General features: G+C 59.2%; 19 protein-coding genes, 1 tRNA gene and 2 pseudogenes. 12 read left to right on the forward strand and 10 right to left on the reverse strand.

The window, feature by feature from the left end:
• Positions 1-84: 84 nt before the first annotated feature.
• Positions 85-1338 (reverse strand): ferredoxin reductase family protein, encoded by a 1254-nt coding sequence (locus tag H097_RS03360; protein ID WP_032857334.1) that lies wholly within the window; start codon positions 1336-1338, stop codon positions 85-87.
• Positions 1339-1557: 219 nt separating this feature from the next.
• Here H097_RS03360 and H097_RS28575 point away from each other — a divergent pair.
• Positions 1558-1758, forward strand: a pseudogene (locus H097_RS28575) (hypothetical protein); the annotation flags it as partial.
• On the opposite strand, the gene H097_RS03365 reads toward H097_RS28575, so the two are convergent.
• A complete protein-coding gene (locus tag H097_RS03365; protein ID WP_032857336.1) occupies positions 1715-2647 on the reverse strand; it encodes a carbon-nitrogen hydrolase family protein in 933 nt (310 codons plus the stop codon). The pseudogene H097_RS28575 and the gene H097_RS03365 overlap by 44 nt on opposite strands.
• Positions 2648-2679: 32 nt before the next feature.
• Positions 2680-4005 carry an MFS transporter gene (locus H097_RS03370; RefSeq protein ID WP_050593296.1) on the reverse strand — a complete coding sequence of 442 codons (1326 nt, stop codon included), beginning with the start codon at positions 4003-4005 and terminating at the stop codon, positions 2680-2682.
• Positions 4006-4087: 82 nt separating this feature from the next.
• Between H097_RS03370 and H097_RS03375 the strand changes: the two genes are divergently transcribed.
• Together H097_RS03375 and H097_RS03380 are read left to right on the forward strand one after the other, a co-directional pair.
• Positions 4088-5089 carry a LysR family transcriptional regulator gene (locus tag H097_RS03375; protein ID WP_156356772.1) on the forward strand — a complete coding sequence of 334 codons (1002 nt, stop codon included), beginning with the start codon at positions 4088-4090 and terminating at the stop codon, positions 5087-5089.
• Between the two features lie 5 nt (positions 5090-5094).
• Positions 5095-5439 (forward strand): annotated as a pseudogene (locus H097_RS03380) (integrase); the annotation flags it as partial.
• 128 nt (positions 5440-5567) lie between these two features.
• Here H097_RS03380 and H097_RS03385 read toward each other — a convergent pair.
• A tRNA-Ser gene (locus tag H097_RS03385) sits at positions 5568-5658 on the reverse strand.
• Positions 5659-5810: 152 nt separating this feature from the next.
• Here H097_RS03385 and H097_RS03390 point away from each other — a divergent pair.
• The 7 genes from H097_RS03390 to H097_RS03420 all read left to right on the forward strand — a co-directional run bounded on the left by H097_RS03390 (position 5811) and on the right by H097_RS03420 (position 10021).
• Positions 5811-6482: a Bax inhibitor-1/YccA family protein gene (locus H097_RS03390; RefSeq protein WP_029293588.1), complete on the forward strand. Its 672-nt coding sequence runs from the start codon at positions 5811-5813 to the stop codon at positions 6480-6482.
• An 87-nt stretch (positions 6483-6569) separates the two neighbouring features.
• Positions 6570-6962: a sulfurtransferase complex subunit TusD gene (gene tusD, locus H097_RS03395; RefSeq protein WP_032857339.1), complete on the forward strand. Its 393-nt coding sequence runs from the start codon at positions 6570-6572 to the stop codon at positions 6960-6962.
• Between the two features lies 1 nt (position 6963).
• Positions 6964-7314 (forward strand): sulfurtransferase complex subunit TusC, encoded by a 351-nt coding sequence (tusC, locus tag H097_RS03400; protein ID WP_032857340.1) that lies wholly within the window; start codon positions 6964-6966, stop codon positions 7312-7314.
• Complete coding sequence (gene tusB, locus H097_RS03405) at positions 7314-7607, forward strand: sulfurtransferase complex subunit TusB (RefSeq protein WP_032857342.1); 294 nt, start codon at positions 7314-7316, stop codon at positions 7605-7607. Before tusC ends, tusB begins: the two co-directional genes overlap by 1 nt.
• Positions 7604-7939: a TusE/DsrC/DsvC family sulfur relay protein gene (locus H097_RS03410; protein WP_032857343.1), complete on the forward strand. Its 336-nt coding sequence runs from the start codon at positions 7604-7606 to the stop codon at positions 7937-7939. Before tusB ends, H097_RS03410 begins: the two co-directional genes overlap by 4 nt.
• Complete coding sequence (locus H097_RS03415) at positions 7936-8937, forward strand: glycosyl transferase family protein (protein WP_032857345.1); 1002 nt, start codon at positions 7936-7938, stop codon at positions 8935-8937. The genes H097_RS03410 and H097_RS03415 overlap by 4 nt, the downstream gene beginning before the upstream one ends.
• 88 nt (positions 8938-9025) lie before the next feature.
• Positions 9026-10021, forward strand: coding sequence for a glutathione S-transferase family protein (locus H097_RS03420; RefSeq protein WP_032857347.1), 996 nt, complete (start codon positions 9026-9028; stop codon positions 10019-10021).
• A gap of 128 nt (positions 10022-10149) precedes the next feature.
• Here the strand turns inward: H097_RS03420 and cysG are convergent, their stop codons facing one another.
• The 6 genes from cysG to H097_RS03450 are packed head-to-tail and all read right to left on the reverse strand — an operon-like array spanning position 10150 to position 17638.
• Positions 10150-11544, reverse strand: a complete 1395-nt coding sequence (gene cysG / locus H097_RS03425; protein WP_032857348.1) for a siroheme synthase CysG — start codon at positions 11542-11544, stop codon at positions 10150-10152.
• Positions 11545-12825: a serine--tRNA ligase gene (gene serS, locus H097_RS03430; RefSeq protein WP_032857349.1), complete on the reverse strand. Its 1281-nt coding sequence runs from the start codon at positions 12823-12825 to the stop codon at positions 11545-11547.
• Between the two features lie 16 nt (positions 12826-12841).
• Positions 12842-13216, reverse strand: a complete 375-nt coding sequence (gene crcB / locus H097_RS03435; protein ID WP_032857351.1) for a fluoride efflux transporter CrcB — start codon at positions 13214-13216, stop codon at positions 12842-12844.
• Complete coding sequence (locus H097_RS03440) at positions 13213-14538, reverse strand: replication-associated recombination protein A (RefSeq protein WP_032857352.1); 1326 nt, start codon at positions 14536-14538, stop codon at positions 13213-13215. Before H097_RS03440 ends, crcB begins: the two co-directional genes overlap by 4 nt.
• A gap of 10 nt (positions 14539-14548) precedes the next feature.
• Positions 14549-15172, reverse strand: a complete 624-nt coding sequence (lolA, locus tag H097_RS03445; RefSeq protein WP_032857353.1) for an outer membrane lipoprotein chaperone LolA — start codon at positions 15170-15172, stop codon at positions 14549-14551.
• Positions 15173-15229: 57 nt separating this feature from the next.
• Positions 15230-17638 carry a DNA translocase FtsK gene (locus H097_RS03450; protein ID WP_032857355.1) on the reverse strand — a complete coding sequence of 803 codons (2409 nt, stop codon included), beginning with the start codon at positions 17636-17638 and terminating at the stop codon, positions 15230-15232.
• Positions 17639-18152: 514 nt separating this feature from the next.
• On the opposite strand from H097_RS03450, the gene aat reads away from it, so the two are divergent.
• Positions 18153-18833: a leucyl/phenylalanyl-tRNA--protein transferase gene (gene aat, locus H097_RS03455; RefSeq protein WP_032857358.1), complete on the forward strand. Its 681-nt coding sequence runs from the start codon at positions 18153-18155 to the stop codon at positions 18831-18833.
• 55 nt (positions 18834-18888) lie between these two features.
• On the forward strand, positions 18889-19596 hold the full coding sequence (locus H097_RS03460) for an arginyltransferase (protein WP_032857359.1): 708 nt from the start codon (positions 18889-18891) through the stop codon (positions 19594-19596).
• Positions 19597-19640 lie beyond the last annotated feature (44 nt).

Raw genomic sequence — 19640 nt, forward strand, 5'->3', positions numbered from 1 at the left:
CCCTCTTTCGTTTGGCGGGACTCTAGCACTGGTGGACGATTGCAAAAGCCAAGTAGCGTGAGCTGCATTAGGCATCCTGCCGAATCAACGGAACTCGAAAAGTTCGAATTGAAGATTAGCCTTCGGAATCCGATTGATTTCCATAAGCTCATACACCTTGGCGAGTAGGCCTTTTGGACCGCAAAAACTTACTTGAATCTTGTGCGGCTCGGTTTGAGCTGCTGCCTCACGCAAGGTTTCAGCCAACTGCTCAGTACCACCTGTATTACGAACAAATTGCACGCCACGCATTGCGGTCATGCGTTCCAACTCCTCGGAAGGAGGAAACACGCGTGAGGGGGTGAAGCAATAGACCAGGGTTGCCTTTTTGAAGTCTTTGCCATTCGGATCTTGCAACCAGGAAATGAAGGGTGAAATCCCCACACCGGCGCCGATCCAGATTTCCCGCTCGGCCTGAGAAACCCGTTTAAATCGCCCATAAGGGGCATAGATAGTGGCCAGCATTCCGGCTTTCGCGCACTCGCACAGCTTTTTGGTGTAATCCCCAAGCCCTCTGATTATGAACTCAACCTGCCCATTTGGACCGCCAGCACTCGCTATCGTGAAAGGGTGAGGCTCACGTAAACCTTTTTGCCGCATTGCCAGAAAAGCAAACTGCCCGGCGCTGAAGTTAAACCCATTATGGGTTGGTTCCAGCGTCAAATGCAGTGCCCTGCTTCCTCTATTGACTGCTGTCACCTTGTACTCGCCAGCACGTGCGAGAAATGGATAAAAAATCAGTTTGTAGAGGGCCGCTGACACACCCAACCCACAGGACAGCGCCAACCAGATACCTGAGGGGCTGAACAAAGTGATCGGTGATTTGAAGCTAAGCCAATGCAAGATCACGACAAGAAACAATGGTCCGGAGAGCTTGTGCCACCACCGCCATACGCTGTAAGGAATATTGCGGTTCAGCGCAAGTAGTACGATGAAGCCTAAAGCTACATAGCTCAACTGGCGCACTAGTCGTGTCCAGTATTTTGATAGCTCCAGGATAGGCACGCTGTTCCAAACATCCAGATTTGCCTTGAACACAAAGTGATAAGTGGCAAATACGAGAGCCCAGATGCCTAGCCACTTGTGCGACTCATAGACCCGGTCTAGGCCACCGAATAGATTCTCAATTACACCCCAGCGACTGGCCAGCAGGCAGGAAGCAGCCATAAAGACCAATGCGCAAGTTCCAAGTATCAGGCTGAGAGTTGCCGATGTAAGCCAAGTATCAATAGGTATTTCAATCAGCAACGTTAGTGTAGTAACCACCAAGATACCAATTATGCAGTGCCAGCTCTTCACCGTGAATGCTCCAGTCATCAATATGGTTGTAGGCTGAACCTGATCCTCCCTGAGCGTGTCAGCGGCTGAACACGCTAGCAGACTGCCAAAATCGGGGCATGACCCAAGTCATACCTATGGAGAACATCTTAATCATCCCAGACCTGCACGGTGAATCGCCCCGGCGTCCTGCCGACCGAACACCAACCCCTCATTTGCACGCAACAGCCCGACCCTCACCTGGATGCCGCACAGAAAGCGATCATCCAGACTGACTTCGGTATGGTTGGTGGACAGCTGGAGATGCCCAGTCGCCGGGCGTTCGTCAAGTATGTAGTGCCCCTGGCCCGGCTTTGCCGGGTATCGCCAGCAAGGCTGACGCCTACAACAGGGGGTGTCAGTCTCCGTCAAACACCACCGGTTTCATCGCCGCCGTATTGACCTTCAGGGTGAACACATCCGGCCGGGCGTAATGCCCGCACACGTCGAAGTCGAGGTTACTGGCCTGCCCCACAGTCAAATCGATCTCGGCATACAGAATCGTCTCCTGATCAAACACCGGCCCGGCCAGCACCTGACCGGTAGCACTGACGATCATGCTGCCGCCGTGCATGATGTAGTCCCCTTCTGCGGCCTCCAGGCTGAAGTCTTCCCGGTAGGCTGCCGGGTACTCGCCGAGGGTGATCGCCTGGCAAGCGGAGAGCACCGGCACCCGCCCTTCCAGTGCGATATGGACCATGGACGCAGCCCAGGTGGGACGGTCATCGGCAGTCGGCGCACAGTAGATTTCAGTACCCTGGGCATACATCGCCTGGCGCAATGCCGGCATGTAGTTTTCCCAGCAGATGACCGTGCCGATTCGGCCGAACGGGGTGTCTACCGGGGCGATGCTTGAGCCGTCGCCGAAACCCCAGATGATGCGTTCCTGCCCGGTCGGCATGAGCTTACGGTGATAGCCTGCAACGCCCTTGCCCGGCGCCAGAGTCACGGCGGTGCAGTACAGGGTCCGGCCCAGGCGTTCGATGATGCCCATGACGACATGGACGCCGGTTTCATTGACCACTTCACAGATCTTGGCCAGCTCCGGACCGTCGAGGCTGACGGCGCCTTGCACATACCGCAAGTACTGCGCGCGGCCGATATCATTACGGCTGCCGACGACGGTGCCAAACGCTGCACCTTTGGGGTAACCACCGAGAAACGCCTCGGGGAATACGGCAAGTTCACTACCACGCTCTGCGGCGTCACGAATCAACCCGACGGCCTTTTCAGCACTCAGTTGCGGCTCGAACGGAATGGATGAAGCTTGAACAACAGCAACCTTGATCATGAGTCTTCCCTTGATGAATGTGTGGATCGGCATTAACCGTGGGTGATATCGCGGTCTTTGGTTTCCGGGAGGAGGAACCAGAGCACGATGAAGCAGATCAGCGACACCGCTGCCAGGTAGGCTGCAGGAATGTTCGGGTTATGAGTGGCCTGGATCAGTGCCACGGCAATGAACGGTCCGGGGCCTGCCAGCAGCGCCAAGGCGACGTTGTGGCCAACAGCTGCCCCGGTCGAACGGATCGAGGCCGGGAACACTTCAACCAGCAGCACCACATCCATCACTGCGGTGATTGCCACCAGCGCCGCCATGATCACCAGCCCCAGCAGAATCGCGGCGAAGCTGCCGGTATTCATCAACAGGAACACCGGGTACGCCAACAGGGTCAGGCCGGCGGCGGCAGTCAGTACAAACGGACGACGGCCGAAGCGATCGCTCAGGCGACCTACCAGCGGGTTGAACAGGGTGTAGAGCACCAGGGCCAGGCTGCACAGCACCAACGCAGTCGATTTGCTCAGGCCCACGGTCTGGGTCAGGTGGGTGTTGGCGTAGGTGATGAAGTAGTACAGCGACACACCGAACAGGGCGGAGAAGGCAAACGAGACCACGAAAGCTCGCTGCTTGGCCCCACGCGACACCTGCTCCACGGCACCGGTGGCACGCTTGTGTTGCAGCGCCTCGTAGACCGGGGTGTCACCCAGTTTGCGGCGAATGTACATGGCCACACCGGCCATGATGATCGAGGCTACAAACGGTACGCGCCAGCCCCAGGCCATGAGGTCTGCGTCCGACAGGGTCGCGGTGATGATGGCGGCGATGGCCGTACCACACAGGAATGCCGCGCCTGCGGTGCCGGTGATCACGCTGGCTGCGGTTGCCCGGCGGTTGGCGGGGGCGCTTTCGACAATGTAGATGCCGGCGCTGGACCACTCTCCACCCACCATCATGCCCTGCAGAAAACGCAGAGCAACCAATAGGATCGGTGCAGCGATACCGATGGCGGCGTAGCCGGGCAACAGTCCGATCAGGGTGGTGGCCAGGCCCATGCCGAACACAGTGATGATCAGCACGGCGCGCCGCCCCAGCTTGTCGCCAATCGGGCCCAGTACCACAGCGCCCAAGGGCCGTGACAGGAAGCCTACGGCAAACACCGCCAACGACGACAGCAGCGAAACGCCGGGCGCGGTGGAAGGAAAGAACAGTTGCCCGATCACCGCGGCGAAGTAGCCGTAGATGGCAAAGTCGAACCATTCCATGAAGTTGCCAATGCCGACGGCAATGGCCCGTTTGCGCAGCTCTGCTGCGTCGTTTGATGAGACCGCGCGCTCACCCTGTTGCGATTGCACTATTGAATCTTGCATCCCCGGCCACCTGATTATTGTTGTGTTTGCGTAGGGCCGAGAATAAGAATGTCGAGTCAAATTAAACAAACGAATACAATAGATGACCATAATTAGCGTTGCTAATATCAGCAGGATCGACCTCAACCTGCTCATCGTTTTTCAGTGCCTGATGAACGAGCGCAGCGTGACCCGTGCAGCAGCGGTGCTGCATGTCACGCAAGGGGCGGTCAGCTCTTCGCTCAAGCGCCTGCGCGAACAGTTTCACGACGAGTTGTTCATCCGTACCAGCACCGGCATGATGCCAACCCGACGGGCGCTGGAGATTGCGCCGAAAGTCACTGAGGCCCTCACCGCCGTGGCCTCCATCGTCGACAAACGCCCGCAGTTTTCCGCCGAATCGTCCACGCGGGTGTTCAACATTGCGCTGTCGGATGACATCGAAAGCTATGTATCGCCACGGCTGGTCAACGAAGCAAAAGCACGCGGGCTTTCGGTGAAATTTGCCTTTCACCAGGGCAACAGTTCGCTGTGGAAAAGCTCGTTGGCCGACCCGGATATCGACCTGGTCCTGTGCTCCGAACCCAAGGAACTGACTTCGCATTACAGCTCACAGGTACTGTTTTCTTCGTCCTACTCATGCCTCTACGACGGACCCAGGCTAAACCTAAAAAACCCGCTCACCCGCGATGAATACCTCATGCACGAACATGTGCGGATTTCCTTCGACGGGCGCCGGGGGTTCGTTGACGATCTGCTGGAAAGCGAAGGTGTCGCCCGTCGGGTATCGGCATCGTTCACCCACTTCAGTGGCGCCCTGGCGACCCTGGTGCACAGCGATGTGATCGCTACCTTGCCCACGTTTGCAGCACTATCCTATGCGCGGATTGCGCGTTTGACCGTCAGCCCTGTACCGATTTTCGTCCCGGCCTTTCGCGTGTTCATGGTCTGGGATGTGGAGCACAACGACGATCCGCACAACCGCTGGCTACGTAGCTTCATTATCGACACCACCCAGGAACTGCAGCGCGCCTCACACACCGACCTGAGAGGCAGTGACCGGTTGCAAGAGCCGAATGAAAAAAACAGCAGATCATCGACATAATTAACAATGACCTCGGCACACTGGTCGAGCGACTGATAGAGCAGCGGCGCTCGCGTGGAGTGCGGACTCCATACCTAATAATCACTGAAGATGGCCGACAGGTGACCAAGCCGATGCTACGCCTACGTTTTGACGATGCCAGGAACAAGGCAATTGCCATTGCTAACGAGACGGGAGACGGCGTGCTTGCGGCGAGCATCCGGCAGTTCCAGTTCTGCGACATCCGGCCAAAAGCAGCCAGTGAAATATTGGACCTGGGCGATGCCAGTCGCCTACTTGGGCATACGGATAAGCGGATAACCGAGACGGTTTATAGACGTGTTGGTGAGATCGTAAAGCCGACCCGTTGATAGAGAATCTGACAGTAGTTGCGGAAAGCGCCGCAAACGATGCGGAAACTGTTAGTTTAAAACCTTGTCCTATTACCGAACGCCAGAAACACAAAAGCCCCGCAATCGCGGGGCTTTCGTATGAATATTGGCGGGAAACCAGGGATTCGAACCCTGGGAACGCTATTAACGTTCGCCGGTTTTCAAGACCGGTGCATTCAACCACTCTGCCAATTTCCCTTGTGCAACACAGGATTATAGTAGCCCATCCTGTCTCAGCGGGCGCCATAATACCCGAATGAAACACACTGTCAAACTCTCTGCATAGCTTGTTACAGAGCGTCTGTTATGATCTTTGCGACTGAACGTTTCAAAACTGAAGGAGTGTCGCCATGCGCGAACAGGATTACGCAGTTAATAGCAACGTGCAGGCTGAGCAGCTAGAGGTTAGCCGCGTCCTGCGCAATACATACGGCCTGCTCGCCCTCACCCTCGCATTTAGCGGCGTGATGGCGTATGTGGCGCAACAGATGCGGGTCGGCTACCCGAACATCTTTGTGGTATTGATCGGCTTCTACGGCCTGTTTTTCCTCACCAACAAGCTGCGCGACTCGGCCTGGGGCCTGGTGTCGGCGTTTGCCCTGACCGGTTTCATGGGGTTCCTGCTGGGCCCGATCCTTAACCGTTACCTGGGTATGCAGGGCGGCGCGGAAGTGGTCAGCTCGGCGTTTGCCATGACGGCACTGGTGTTTGGTGGCCTGTCGGCCTATGTACTGATCACCCGTAAGGACATGAGCTTCCTCGGCGGCTTCATCACGGCTGGCTTCTTCGTGTTGCTGGCGGCGGTGCTGGCGAGCATGTTCTTCCAGATCAGCGGCCTGCAGTTGGCGATCAGCGCCGGTTTTGTGCTGTTTTCCTCGGTCTGCATTCTGTTCCAGACCAGCGCCATCATCCATGGCGGCGAGCGTAACTACATCATGGCGACCATCAGCCTGTATGTATCGATCTACAACCTGTTTGTCAGCCTGTTGCAGATCTTCGGCATCATGAGCCGCGACGACTGATCCCAGCCTCATCAAAAAGCCCGCTTCGGCGGGCTTTTTGTTGCCTGCGGCTTTATCATTGGCGCAGGTTTGCCTACAGAGTGTTCCATGAAGTTCGCGATTGCGCTTTTTTCCGCCGCCCATGCGCCCTCCTCGCGCCGTGCCCTGCAGTTTGCCCAGGCTGCGCTGGCCGGTGGGCATGAGGTTGTGCGGCTGTTTTTCTATCAGGATGGGGTCTACAGCGCATCCAACTCGGTGGTAACACCGCAGGATGAGCAGGATATCGCTCAACAGTGGCGCGCCTTCGTCAGCGAGCATCAGCTTGATGGTGTGGTGTGCATTGCCGCAGCATTGCGTCGTGGGGTGTTGAATAACGAGGAAGCCTCACGCTATCAACGTAGCGCGGTCAATATCGATGCGCCCTGGGCGCTGTCGGGCCTTGGGCAGTTGCACGATGCAATCCAGGACGCCGACCGCCTGATCTGCTTTGGAGGGCCATGAAATGTCCAGATCCTTGTTGGTAATCAGCCGCCAGGCACCGTGGTCCGGGCCCAGTGCGCGAGAAGCGCTGGATGTGGTGCTGGCCGGTGGTGCATTCGACTTGCCGATTGGGCTGCTGTTTCTCGATGACGGCGTGTTTCAACTGGCAACCGCGCAGGATGCCAAGGCCTTGCAGCAGAAGGACGTGACTGCCAACCTGCAGGCACTCTCGCTGTTTGGTATCGATGAGGTATTCGCCTGCAGCCACAGCCTGGCCGAACGTGGGCTGAGCCCCCCTGATAACGCGCAGCCACTGAGCAGCGAACAGATTTCCCAGATGATTGACCGTTACGATCAGGTGATGACCCTCTGATGTCGACCTTGCATGTGTTGTCCCACTCCCCTTTTACCGACAGCCGCCTGGGCAGTTGCCTACGCCTGTGTGGCGCGCAGGATGCAGTCCTGCTGTGCGGTGATGCAACCTATGCCCTGCAAGCCGGCAGCGCGCCTTTCCAGGCCTTGCAAGCCAAGGCCCTGGATGTCTTCGTGCTGGCTGAGGATGCCCAGGCCCGTGGCCTGTCGTTGCCGGATTGGGCCAAAAGTGTCGACTACCCGGGTTTTGTGCAGTTGTCGATCGACCATGACAAGGTCAACACTTGGCTATGAACACCCTGACCGTAGGCGCGCGCACCCTTGAACTGGACAAGGACGGTTACCTGGTTGACCTGAACGCCTGGTCTGTCGAAGTGGCCAGTGCCCTGGCAAGCGCCGAAGAACTGGAGTTGACCGACGAGCACTGGGAAATCCTTGAGCTGCTCAGGGGCTTTTACCAGGAGTTCCAGTTATCACCGGCCACCCGCCCGCTGATCAAGTACACCGCCTTGAAGCTGGGCCCGGAAAAGGGCAACAGCCTGCACCTCAACCGACTGTTCAAAGGCACTCCCGCCAAACTTGCCGCCAAGCTGGCGGGCCTGCCCAGGCCGACGAATTGCTTATGACCGACTTTGCCCCGTTGATCACCGAAACTCCCGCCGAACATCCCTTTGCGCCGTTTGTACGCATCCTCGGCAAAGGCAAGCGTGGTGCCCGCAGCCTGACGCGCGAAGAAGCGCGGGAAGCCATGGGCATGCTGCTCGACGACAAGGTCGAAGACTCCCAGCTCGGCGCATTCCTGATGCTGTTGCGCCACAAGGAAGAAAGCCCGGAAGAGCTCGCCGGCTTCACCGAAGCCCTGCGTGAGCGCCTCAACGCGCCAGCACTGAACGTAGATATCGATTGGCCTACCTACGCGGGGAAAAAGCGCCACCTGCCATGGTACCTGCTGGCCGCCAAGTGTCTGGCGCAGAACGGTGTGCGAATCTTCATGCACGGCGGCGGCGCCCACACGGCCGGCCGGCTGTACACCGAACAATTGCTGGGTGAATTGCAGATTCCACTGTGCCGCAACTGGCAGCAGGTCGAGACAGCCTTTGTGCAAGGCAACCTGGCGTTTATGCCGCTGGGCGACTGGGCGCCACAACTGCAACGCATGATTGACCTGCGCAACATCCTCGGCCTGCGTTCACCTATCCATTCCCTGGCACGCATCCTCAACCCGCTGGGCGCACGCTGCGGCCTGCAAAGTATCTTCCACCCCGGCTACCAGGGCGTACACCGTGATGCCAGTGGCTTGCTGGGCGACAACACGATTGTGATCAAGGGCGATGGCGGCGAGATCGAGATCAACCCCGATACCACCAGCCATTTATATGGCACCACCGGCGGCGCAAGCTGGGATGAAGAGTGGCCAGCCCTCTCGGCTCAGCGCCACGTCAAGCCGGCCAGCCTAGAACCTGAGCATTTGAAAGCCCTGTGGCGCGGCGAGGTGCAGGATAGCTACCCGCAGTTGGCACTGATCGCCACCATGGCCCTGGCCCTGCGCGGCCTTGGGCACCCACGGGAACAGGCTTTTGAACTGGCCCAGCAGTATTGGGATGCGCGGGACAAATCGATTTAATCGATCATTAACCCCGAGCCTTTGCGCTATTTCTTCGAACTCAGACGATTAGACTGCACACCAACGCTTATTAGCCAAGGAGTCAGTCATGGGTTTACTGATTGAAGGACGCTGGCATGACCAGTGGTACGAAAGTAGCGCAGATGGCGCCTTCCAACGGGAACAGGCGCAACGCCGGCACTGGGTCAGCACCGACGGCCAACCGGGCCCCAGCGGTGATGGCGGCTTCAAGGCCGAAGCCGGCCGCTACCACTTGTATGTCTCCCTCGCCTGCCCGTGGGCGCACCGCACCCTGATCCTGCGCAAACTCAAGGGCCTGGAAAGCCTGATCGACGTTTCAGTGGTCAGTTGGCTGATGCTGGAAAATGGCTGGACCTTCGACAAGGCCCACGGCTCAACTGGCGACAAGCTCGACGATTTTTCCTTCATGCACCAGCGCTATACCGCCGACACCACCGACTACACCGGGCGCGTCACTGTGCCCGTGCTGTGGGACAAGAAGCTCAGTCGCATCGTCAGTAATGAATCGGCGGAGATCATCCGCATGTTCAACAGCGCGTTCAATGAACTGACGGGCAACACCCTGGACTTTTACCCCGAACCGCTGCGCCCGAGCATCGACGCGTGGAACGAGCGGATCTATCCCGCCGTAAACAATGGCGTGTATCGCGCAGGCTTTGCCACTTCACAGCAGGCGTACGAAAGTGCTTTTGATGACGTGTTTGCCGAGCTGGATCACCTGGAGCAGCACTTGGGGGGGCACCGCTACCTGGCCGGTGAATACCTGACCGAGGCTGACGTACGCCTGTTTACGACGCTGATCCGGTTTGATGCGGTGTATTACAGCCACTTCAAATGCAACCTGCGGCGGATTGCGGATTATCCAAACCTGTCGAATTGGTTACGCGAGCTGTATCAATGGCCCGGCGTGGCCGAGACCGTGGATTTTGCCCATATCAAGGGGCATTACTATGCCAGCCACCGGACGATCAATCCGACGGGGATTGTACCGAAGGGGCCGTTGCAGGCGTTTGATAGCAAACATGACCGACAGAAGTTGAGCAGCAAGGGCGTCTGGAGCTGAAGCAAAAACGGTAGGAGCGAACTTGCTCGCGAAGATCGTCAACGATAACGCTGGCATCCTGGATGAACGCGGCGCCCTTGAGTTTCTCGCGAGCAAGCTCGCTCCTACAATTGATGTGAGTGCCGGTTTCACACCTGGGACTGGGCACCTTCGAACCACTTCAGCTTCTCACGCAACACCACCACTTCTCCTACGATCACCAGCGTCGGCGCATGCACTTCATGCTCCGCCACCAGGCGCGGCAGGTCCGCCAGGGTGCCAGTAAACACGCGCTGGTTGGACGTGGTGCCTTGCTGGATCAACGCCGCCGGAGTATCTGCCGAACGGCCATGGCGGATCAGTTGCTCGCAGATGATCGGCAAGCCAATCAAGCCCATGTAGAACACCAGGGTCTGCGACGGCCCGACCAGGTCATTCCAGGGCAAATCCGAGGTGCCGTCTTTCAGGTGCCCGGTGATGAAGCGTACCGATTGCGCATAGTCGCGATGGGTCAGGGGAATACCGGCATACGCCGCACAGCCACTGGCTGCCGTAATCCCCGGCACCACCTGGAACGGGATGCCATTGGCCGCCAGCTCCTCGATCTCTTCGCCGCCGCGACCAAAGATAAACGGATCGCCGCCCTTGAGGCGCAGTACGCGCTTGCCCTGCTTGGCCAGTTTCACCAGTTGCTGGTTGATCTGGTCTTGCGGCACCGCATGATCGGCGCGGCGCTTGCCGACATATACCCGCTCGGCGTCGCGACGGCACAATTCGAGAATCGCCGGCGCCACCAGGCGGTCATACAGCACCACATCGGCTTGCTGCATCAAGCGCAGCGCGCGAAAGGTCAGGAGGTCCGGATCACCGGGGCCTGCGCCCACCAGATACACTTCACCCGGCGCATGGGGCGGCTTGCCATTGACCTTCTCCACCAGCAAACGCTCGGCTTCATCGCCTTGCCCTGCCAGTTGCCGATCAGCGATCGGGCCCTGGAAAACGTCTTCCCAGAAGGCCCGGCGCTGCTGCACATCGGGATACAGATTTTTGACCTGCGCGCGAAAACGTGCGGCCAGCCCGGCCAATTGACCGTAGGTGGACGGAATCCAGGTTTCCAGTTTGGCGCGAATCAGCCGTGCCAGCACCGGCGCATCACCGCCACTGGACACCGCAATCACCAAGGGCGAGCGGTCGACGATCGCCGGGAAGATCACGCTGCACAAGGCCGGCGCGTCCACCACATTGACCGGCACACAACGGCGCCGAGCATCACTGGACACTTGCGCGTTCAGCGGCTCGTCGTCGGTTGCCGCGATGATCAGGGTGCAGCCATCAAGGTCCGCCTCCTGGTAACCACGCACAATAAGCTCACCGCCACTGCCCTGTACCAGTTCACGCAACTGGTCTTCGATCAGGGGAGCAACCACCCGCAACAACGCGCCGGCATCGGCCAGTAGCCGGGATTTGCGCAAGGCAATCTCCCCGCCACCGACGACCAACACACGACTGCCGCGCAGGTTATGGAACAGCGGCAGAAATTCCATTTAGCCGATGACCTCAACGCCCGCCATGTACGGCTTGAGCACTTCAGGTACGCGGATCGAACCGTCAGCCTGCTGGTAGTTTTCCAGCACCGCGACCAGGGTGCGGCCTACAGCCAGGCCCGAGCCGTTGAGGGTGTGGACCAGTTCCGGCTTGCCGGTTTCCGGGTTACGGAAACGCGCCTGCATGCGGCGGGCCTGGAAATCACCGCAGTTGGAGCACGAGGAAATCTCGCGGTATTTGTCCTGGCTCGGCACCCACACTTCGAGGTCGTAGGTCTTTACCGCGCTGAACCCCATGTCGCCGGTGCACAGCGCCAATACGCGGTACGGCAACTCCAGCAATTGCAGGACGCGCTCGGCGTTGGCGGTCAGGCCTTCCAGGGCTTCCATGGAGGTCGACGGCTCGACAACCTGCACCATCTCGACCTTGTCGAACTGGTGTTGGCGGATCATGCCGCGGGTGTCACGGCCCGATGCCCCGGCTTCGCTGCGGAAGCACGGGCTGTGGGCGACGAACTTGATCGGCAGTTGCTTGGCGTCGAGGATCTCGCCGGCCACGATGTTGGTCAGCGATACTTCGGCGGTCGGGATCAGGTACAGATCGGCTTCGCCATCGCGGCTGATCTTGAACAGGTCCTCTTCGAACTTCGGCAACTGGCTGGTGCCCATCAGCGCCGGAGCCTGCACCAGGTACGGGGTGTAAGCCTCCTCGTAACCGTGTTCGCCGGTGTGCAGGTTGAGCATGAACTGCGCCAGGGCACGGTGCATGCGTGCGATCGGACCGCGCAGCAAGGCAAAGCGCGCGCCGGACATTTTGGCGGCGGTTTCAAAATCCAGGCCACCGGTCAGTTCGCCCAGGGCAACGTGGTCCTTGATCTCGAAATCAAAGGCTTTTGGCGTACCCCAGCGGCGGACTTCGACGTTACCGTCTTCATCGGCGCCGACCGGCACGGATTCGTGCGGCAGGTTGGGGATACCCAACAGGATCGAATCCAGCTCGGACTGAATCTTGTCCAGTTCGACCTTGCCGTCAGACAGCTCGCTGCCCATGCGCTCGACGTCCGCCATCAGCGGCGCGATGTCTTCACCACGCTGCTTGGCCTGACCGATGGATTTGGAGCGCGCATTCCGTTCAGCCTGCAATGCTTCGGTGCGGGTCTGGACGGTCTTGCGCTGTTCTTCCAGCGCTTCGATGCGCGCAACATCCAAGGCAAAGCCACGGGATGCCAGGCGGTCCGCTACGTCCTGAAGGTTGCTACGTAACAGTTTGGAATCGAGCATGTCGGTCTCTCGTTTATCAAAGTTTGGTCAAGGACAGGCCGGCCCAGGTGGCGAGCAGCCCGCCGAATACACTGATGGCCACATAGCCTAATGCCAGCGGCACTTGCCCGCTTTCCAGCAGGCGCACGGTATCCAGTGAAAAGGATGAAAAAGTGGTCAGGCCGCCAAGGAAGCCCACCATCAACCCGGCGCGCACTTCAACAGGCACCTCCGGGCGTAACAGAAACAGGCCGTACAACACGCCGATCAGCAGGCAGCCCACGATATTAACGGCCAGCGTCGCGGTATAGAAGTGTTTCGGCCAATTGGCGCTAATCCAATTGCCGGTGGCAAAGCGCAATAGGGTACCGGCCACACCGCCTACGGAGACTGCGATCACCAAGGGAATCATGGCTTTCTCCGCTGTTTCGGGCTCAAGCGGTCCAGTTGCGCGAGGTGATTGAGCTTCTCGCCGATCTTCAGCTCCAGGCCACGGGGCACCGGTTGATAGAACGGTTGCGGCTCCAGATCATCAGGAAAATAGTCTTCGCCGGCCGCATAGGCATCCGGCTCGTCGTGGGCGTAGCGGTATTCGTCGCCATAACCCAACTGTTTCATCAGTTTGGTCGGCGCGTTACGCAGGTGCAGCGGGACTTCCAATGAGCCATGCTCAGCCGCAGCACGCAGCGCCGACTTGAAGCCCATGTACACCGCATTGCTTTTCGGCGCGCAGGCCAGGTAGGTAATGGCCTGCGCCACCGCCAACTCGCCTTCCGGGCTGCCGAGGCGCTCCTGCACTTCCCAGGCCGCCAGGCACAGGCTCAGGGCGCGGGGATCGGCGTTGCCGATGTCCTCGCTGGCCATGCGCACCACACGCCGGGCCAGGTACAGCGGATCGCAGCCACCGTCGATCATGCGCGCAAACCAATACAACGCGCCGTCCGGGTTGGAACCGCGTACAGATTTGTGCAATGCCGAAATCTGATCGTAGAAGGCCTCGCCGCCCTTGTCGAAGCGCCGCCGGGTATCGCCCAGCAGGCTTTGCAGCAGGTCGACGCCAATCTCACTATTGTCTTCAGCCAGGTCAGAGGCGTTTTCCAGCAGATTGAGGAAACGTCGACCGTCACCGTCAGCCGCCGCCAGCAGGATCTTGAAACCCTCCTCCCCCAGGCTCAGATGGCGCTTGCCTAGCCCCTTGTCCTCGCCCAGCGCTCGCTGCAACAGCTTCTGCATCGCGGCTTCATCGAGGCTCTTGAGGACATACACCCGCGCCCGCGAGAGCAAGGCATTGTTGAGTTCAAACGAGGGGTTTTCAGTGGTGGCGCCAATAAAAATCAGCGTGCCGTCTTCCACATAGGGCAGGAATGCATCCTGCTGCGACTTGTTGAAGCGATGCACTTCATCGACAAACAGGATGGTGCGCCGACCGTACTGCCCGGCCTGCTGTTTGGCGACTTCCACCGCCTGGCGGATCTCCTTGACCCCGGCCAACACGGCCGAAACTGTTTCAAAGTGTGCGTCCGAGACTTTCGCCAGCAGCCGCGCCAGGGTGGTCTTGCCCACGCCCGGCGGCCCCCAGAAAATCATCGAGTGCAGGGCACCCTGCTCCAGGGCTTCGCGCAGGGGCTTACCGCGGGCCAGCAAGTGCTCTTGCCCGACATACTCATCCAGGTTGGTCGAGCGCAAACGCGCGGCCAGGGGCTGGGCAATCGGGTCACTGCGAAACAGGTCCATGGGCAGCGATTTACTCCTGGATCACATCGGCACCCTTGGGGATGTCGAACTTGAACGTGGAGGCTGGGACCGACTCATTGGCCTTGACCCCGGTGAACAGGATATTGGTGCGCTGGCCAACACTGTCGATCAGTTGCATATCGTTGATCACACCGTTGCGAAACGACAGGCGCAGGCTGTCGAACAGTGTGTCCTTGGACTTGGGCTTGAGGGTGAAATCGATCACGTTGCTTTGTTGCTTGGACGTGATCTCGAAACTCTCGCTGATCTGCGACACATCACCGGACAGCAACAAGGCCGGGGTCTGGCTCAGACGTGGGTCAAGGGTCTTGATGGTCGCCTGCTCCAGGTCCGGGTCCCACAGCGTGACTTTCTTGCCATCGGAGACGATGGTCTGCTCGTTGGGCGCGTCGGTTTTCCAGAAGAACAGGCCTGGGCGCTGCACAGCCATTTCACCGGCCGTTTCCTGCAACTGCGTGCCGCCGCCGTCCAGGGTCAACTGGGAGAAGCGCGCGGTCAGGGTCTTGGATTTGTCCAGCAGGTTGGTCAGGCTCGCAACGGATGCCTGGTCAGCGTGGGCCGAAAACGCAGTCAGGGCCAAGGCTGGCAACAACAGCATGCGGATAAGACGCATGGGAGTCCTCATAGAATGATGTGAAAGGCGCGCCGCGTGCTGCCACGCGGCACGAAGTCAGTCGCGCATCGGCCCTGGCGCGATCACTTCGCGCGAGCCGTTGGTGTTCATTGCCGTGACGACGCCGGCCATTTCCATGGATTCGATCATACGTGCGGCGCGGTTGTAGCCGATCTTCAGTTTACGCTGCACCGCAGAGATCGAGGCGCGGCGGCTTTCCAGGACGAACTGCACGGCTTCGTCGTACAAGGCGTCGGTTTCAGCATCGTCATCACCACTGCCGCCGCCATTTTCAAAGCCGCTGCCGGCCTCTTCGACACCATTGAGGATGTCGTCGTTGTATTCAGGCGCGCCGCGCAGTTTCCAGGCTTCCACCACCCGATGCACTTCATCATCGGAAACAAATGCACCGTGCACCCGGATAGGCAGGCTGGTGCCGGGCGGCATGTAGAGCATGTCACCATGGCCCAGCAGTTGCTCGGCACCGCCCTGGTCGATAATGGTCCGCGAGTCGATCTTGCTCGACACCTGGAACGCCATACGCGTCGGGATGTTGGCCTTGATCAAGCCGGTGATCACATCCACCGAAGGCCGCTGGGTCGCGAGGATCAAGTGGATCCCGGCCGCACGGGCCTTCTGCGCGATACGCGCGATCAGCTCTTCGACCTTCTTGCCGACGATCATCATCATGTCGGCAAATTCGTCGACCACCACGACAATGGTCGGCAGCTTGGTCAGCAGCGGCGCTTCATCGTGAATGCTTTCGCGCTTGTACAGCGGGTCGGCCAGCGGTGTGCCGGCGTCCTGGGCTTCCTTGACCTTGGCGTTGAAGCCGGACAGGTTACGCACGCCCATCTTCGCCATCAGCTTGTAGCGCCGCTCCATCTCGGCAACGCTCCAGCGCAGGGCGTTGGCCGCATCCTTCATATCGGTCACGACCGGGCACAGCAGGTGCGGAATGCCTTCGTAGATCGACAGTTCCAGCATCTTCGGGTCGATCATGATCAGCTTGGCGTCTTCCGGGCCGGACTTGAACAGGATCGACAGGATCATCGCGTTCACACCCACCGATTTACCGGAACCGGTGGTACCGGCCACCAGCAGGTGAGGCATTTTCGCCAGGTCCGTGATCACCGGCTTACCGCCAATGTCGTGGCCCAGAGCCAGGGTCACCGGCGACTTGAAGTTGTCGTATTCCGGGGTCGACAGCACTTCGGAGAAGCGCACGATCTGGCGGTCTTCGTTGGGAATCTCGATACCTACGGTGGTTTTGCCAGGGATTACTTCCACCACACGCACACTGGTCACGGCCAGGGAGCGCGCCAGGTCTTTTGCCAGGTTGGAAATACGGCTGACCTTGACGCCAGCGGCTGGCTGGATTTCGTAACGGGTAATCACTGGGCCAGGGTGGATCGAATCCACCGTGACCTCGACGCCAAACTCCTTGAGTTTGATTTCCAGCAGATGGCCAACCGCCGCCAGGGACTCCGGGGAGTAGTTGAGTTGTTTCTTCTCGGCCGGATCGAGGATCGAGATCGGCGGCAAGGTGCCTTCGACGGCGCTGTCGATAAACAGCGGCGCCTGCTTCTCTTTCTGCACCCGATGGCTTGGCTCGGGCGCCTTGATTGGCGCCGGGGCGATAACCGGCGGCACTTGTTTCTCGCGATCGGACATGTGCTTGGTCAGGGCCTGCTCGCGTTCGATCAGGCGCTCCTTGACCTTGGCCTGCTCACGGCGATCCGGGGTGCTTGGGGCCACGACATCATTGACCCGGGTATCGACTTCACGCAATTGCGCCACCATGCGCTTGCGGTCCACGCGAGCGGCCCACCAGCGGTTGGCAGCGCCCTGGAACAGTTCGAACAGGTCGAGGGTGATCTTGCCGGTCACGTCCATGACCTTGAACCAGGACAAGTCGGTGAATACCGTCAGGCCAAACAGGAACAGGGCGATGAACATCAGCGTGCTGCCCTGGATATTCAGGGTCCTGCGGGCCAGGTCGCCCAGGCTTTCACCCAGGGCGCCACCCGCACCCGCCGGCAGGCCGGTCGGCGCGTGGAAGTGAATATGTGCCAGCGCCGCACCCGACAACACCAGGAACACCAGGCCGATCAGGCGCCAGGAGAACAGCCAGCCACTCCACTGCCACGGCTCATGGCGCTGGCGGAAGATCTGCCAGGTCTTGATCGCCAGCAACAGCGGGAAGATATAGGCGAAATAGCCGAGGATCATGAACAGGATATCGGCGCTGTAGGAGCCCACAGGCCCACCGAAGTTCTGCACATCGTCGATCTTGCTGTTATGGCTCCAGCCCGGATCGTCCTTGCCATAGGTCAGCAAGGCCATCATCAGGAACAGGCATAAAGCACCGATGGCAATCAGCGCGCCTTCCTTGAGCCGATAATGCAGGTGCTGGCGCCAGGCCGGTACCACTGCTGTTTTGGGTGCTGCGGCGGATTTCTTCAAAACGGGTCTTTTCCTGCGCCTTAAGCGCGTCCAACAGTTGAATGACTATAAAATACTGGCCAATCCGGACAGTTGAAAAATGAACGAGTGTTGTCGAATCTTCTTTTAACACTCTGTAACGGATTCATGAAGTGGCCATAACCGCTGAAAACCGGCATCCAGCCCGCTTATTGTACGGGTTTGCGTGCCTGTTGCCACGCTTGCGAGCCTGCTTGCACAAGCTGTTCGCAGATCCTTCAATTTGAGCATGCATTGTCTTTGCTGACAAAGGCTTATGAGCTGTATTTATCAGACTGGACAAGCTTTACCAAGGTTCACCACCCATCACCCGCCCGACGGACTCGCTTACGACCACGTTGACAGGGCCAAGTTGCAGAAACACCCACTTACCCATCGGCCCACCGATTGCGTGATCGGGGTAGCCGGGAAGCGCTTCGTCGACAATAATCAATCACAGCCTATCGCGGCGGGCTTGGCCTGCCACCGCCCTCCCCTTCTTGTAAGCCTGAATCCCATGCTGACCTGGTTGCAACGTAACACCCTGACATTTCCACCCCTGACCAAAGCCATGCGTGAGCCCAACGGCCTGCTCGCCGCCGGCGGCGATCTGTCTGCCGACCGGCTGATCCAGGCTTATCGCCACGGCTGCTTCCCCTGGTTCTCGGAAGGTCAGCCGATCCTGTGGTGGTCGCCCGACCCACGTACGGTACTGTTCCCCGCAGAGCTGCACGTATCCCGCAGCCTCGCCAAGCTGCTGCGCCAGCAACGCTACGAGGTGACCTTCGACCAGGACTTCGCCGCGGTCATCCAGGCCTGTGCGGCGCCTCGCAGCTATGCAGACGGCACCTGGATCACCGAAGCCATGCAGAACGCTTACTTGCAACTGCACCAGCGCGGTTATGCCCACTCCGTCGAGGTGTGGGACCAAGGTGAACTGGTCGGCGGCCTGTATGGCCTGGCCATGGGCCAGTTGTTTTTTGGTGAATCCATGTTCAGTCGTGCAGATAACGCCTCGAAATTCGGCTTTGCCACGCTGGTCAGGCAATTACAGGCCTGGGGCTTTGTGCTGATCGACTGCCAGATGCCCACCGATCACCTGCACAGCCTGGGCGCCCGCGCCATCGCGCGCAGCGACTTTGCCGGTTACCTGCGCGACCACCTGGACCAGCCCAGCAGTGCAGCATGGCTTTCTTGAGCGACTTCCTCGCACCTGGCTTACACTTATTTCAAAGCTTATCCGAGGGTTGATCATGACCGAGTTGGCGCGCTTGAAGTTTTATGCCACTCAACCCCACTCTTGCAGCTACCTGCCCGACGAACAGGCCACTACGCTGTTCCTCGACCCCAGCCAGCCGATGGACGTGCATGTGTATGCCGATCTGTCAGAGATGGGCTTTCGGCGCAGTGGCGACCACCTGTACCGGCCGCACTGCCAGAACTGCAACGCCTGTGTGCCGGCGCGCATACCGGTGGAACAGTTTCTTGCAGACCGCAATCAGAAACGCATCCTCAAGCGCAATGCCGACCTGATCGTGACCCCCGCCAAGCCAGGCTTCAGTGAAGAATACTTCGATCTTTACCAGCGCTACATTGAACAACGCCACGCCGACGGCGACATGTTCCCACCCAGTCGCGACCAATTTTCCACGTTCCTGGTGCGGGATCTGCCGTTCTCGCGCTTTTACGAGTTCCGGCTTGAAGGAAGGCTGCTGGCTGTCGCGGTCACCGACCTGCTGCCCAACGGTCTATCAGCGGTCTACACCTTCTACGAGCCCGCCGAAGAACGTCGCAGCCTCGGGCGCTTTGCCATTCTCTGGCAGATCGGTGAAGCATCCAGGCAAAAGCTGGAAGCGGTGTACCTCGGGTACTGGATCAAAAACTGCAAAAAGATGAGCTACAAGACCCAATATCGGCCCATTGAACTGCTGATTAATCAAAGATGGGTCACGCTTAACTAGAACCCCTTGGCTTGAACACCCTTTTTCGGGCACAATGCACGCCG

Source organism: Pseudomonas sp. FH4, from assembly GCF_000510915.2.
Classification (GTDB): Bacteria; Pseudomonadota; Gammaproteobacteria; order Pseudomonadales; family Pseudomonadaceae; genus Aquipseudomonas; species Aquipseudomonas brenneri.

What these genes read in the sequence shown, in the direction of transcription:
- H097_RS03365 (WP_032857336.1), bottom strand. Translation starts at nt 2,647, where the DNA reads ATGATCAAGGTTGCTGTTGTTCAAGCTTCATCCATTCCGTTCGAGCCG.
- H097_RS03370 (WP_050593296.1), bottom strand. Translation starts at nt 4,005, where the DNA reads ATGCAAGATTCAATAGTGCAATCGCAACAGGGTGAGCGCGCGGTCTCA.
- H097_RS03375 (WP_156356772.1), top strand. Translation starts at nt 4,088, where the DNA reads ATGACCATAATTAGCGTTGCTAATATCAGCAGGATCGACCTCAACCTG.
- H097_RS03390 (WP_029293588.1), top strand. Translation starts at nt 5,811, where the DNA reads ATGCGCGAACAGGATTACGCAGTTAATAGCAACGTGCAGGCTGAGCAG.
- tusD (WP_032857339.1), top strand. Translation starts at nt 6,570, where the DNA reads ATGAAGTTCGCGATTGCGCTTTTTTCCGCCGCCCATGCGCCCTCCTCG.
- tusC (WP_032857340.1), top strand. Translation starts at nt 6,964, where the DNA reads ATGTCCAGATCCTTGTTGGTAATCAGCCGCCAGGCACCGTGGTCCGGG.
- tusB (WP_032857342.1), top strand. Translation starts at nt 7,314, where the DNA reads ATGTCGACCTTGCATGTGTTGTCCCACTCCCCTTTTACCGACAGCCGC.
- H097_RS03410 (WP_032857343.1), top strand. Translation starts at nt 7,604, where the DNA reads ATGAACACCCTGACCGTAGGCGCGCGCACCCTTGAACTGGACAAGGAC.
- H097_RS03415 (WP_032857345.1), top strand. Translation starts at nt 7,936, where the DNA reads ATGACCGACTTTGCCCCGTTGATCACCGAAACTCCCGCCGAACATCCC.
- H097_RS03420 (WP_032857347.1), top strand. Translation starts at nt 9,026, where the DNA reads ATGGGTTTACTGATTGAAGGACGCTGGCATGACCAGTGGTACGAAAGT.
- cysG (WP_032857348.1), bottom strand. Translation starts at nt 11,544, where the DNA reads ATGGAATTTCTGCCGCTGTTCCATAACCTGCGCGGCAGTCGTGTGTTG.
- serS (WP_032857349.1), bottom strand. Translation starts at nt 12,825, where the DNA reads ATGCTCGATTCCAAACTGTTACGTAGCAACCTTCAGGACGTAGCGGAC.
- crcB (WP_032857351.1), bottom strand. Translation starts at nt 13,216, where the DNA reads ATGATTCCCTTGGTGATCGCAGTCTCCGTAGGCGGTGTGGCCGGTACC.
- H097_RS03440 (WP_032857352.1), bottom strand. Translation starts at nt 14,538, where the DNA reads ATGGACCTGTTTCGCAGTGACCCGATTGCCCAGCCCCTGGCCGCGCGT.
- lolA (WP_032857353.1), bottom strand. Translation starts at nt 15,172, where the DNA reads ATGCGTCTTATCCGCATGCTGTTGTTGCCAGCCTTGGCCCTGACTGCG.
- aat (WP_032857358.1), top strand. Translation starts at nt 18,153, where the DNA reads ATGCTGACCTGGTTGCAACGTAACACCCTGACATTTCCACCCCTGACC.
- H097_RS03460 (WP_032857359.1), top strand. Translation starts at nt 18,889, where the DNA reads ATGACCGAGTTGGCGCGCTTGAAGTTTTATGCCACTCAACCCCACTCT.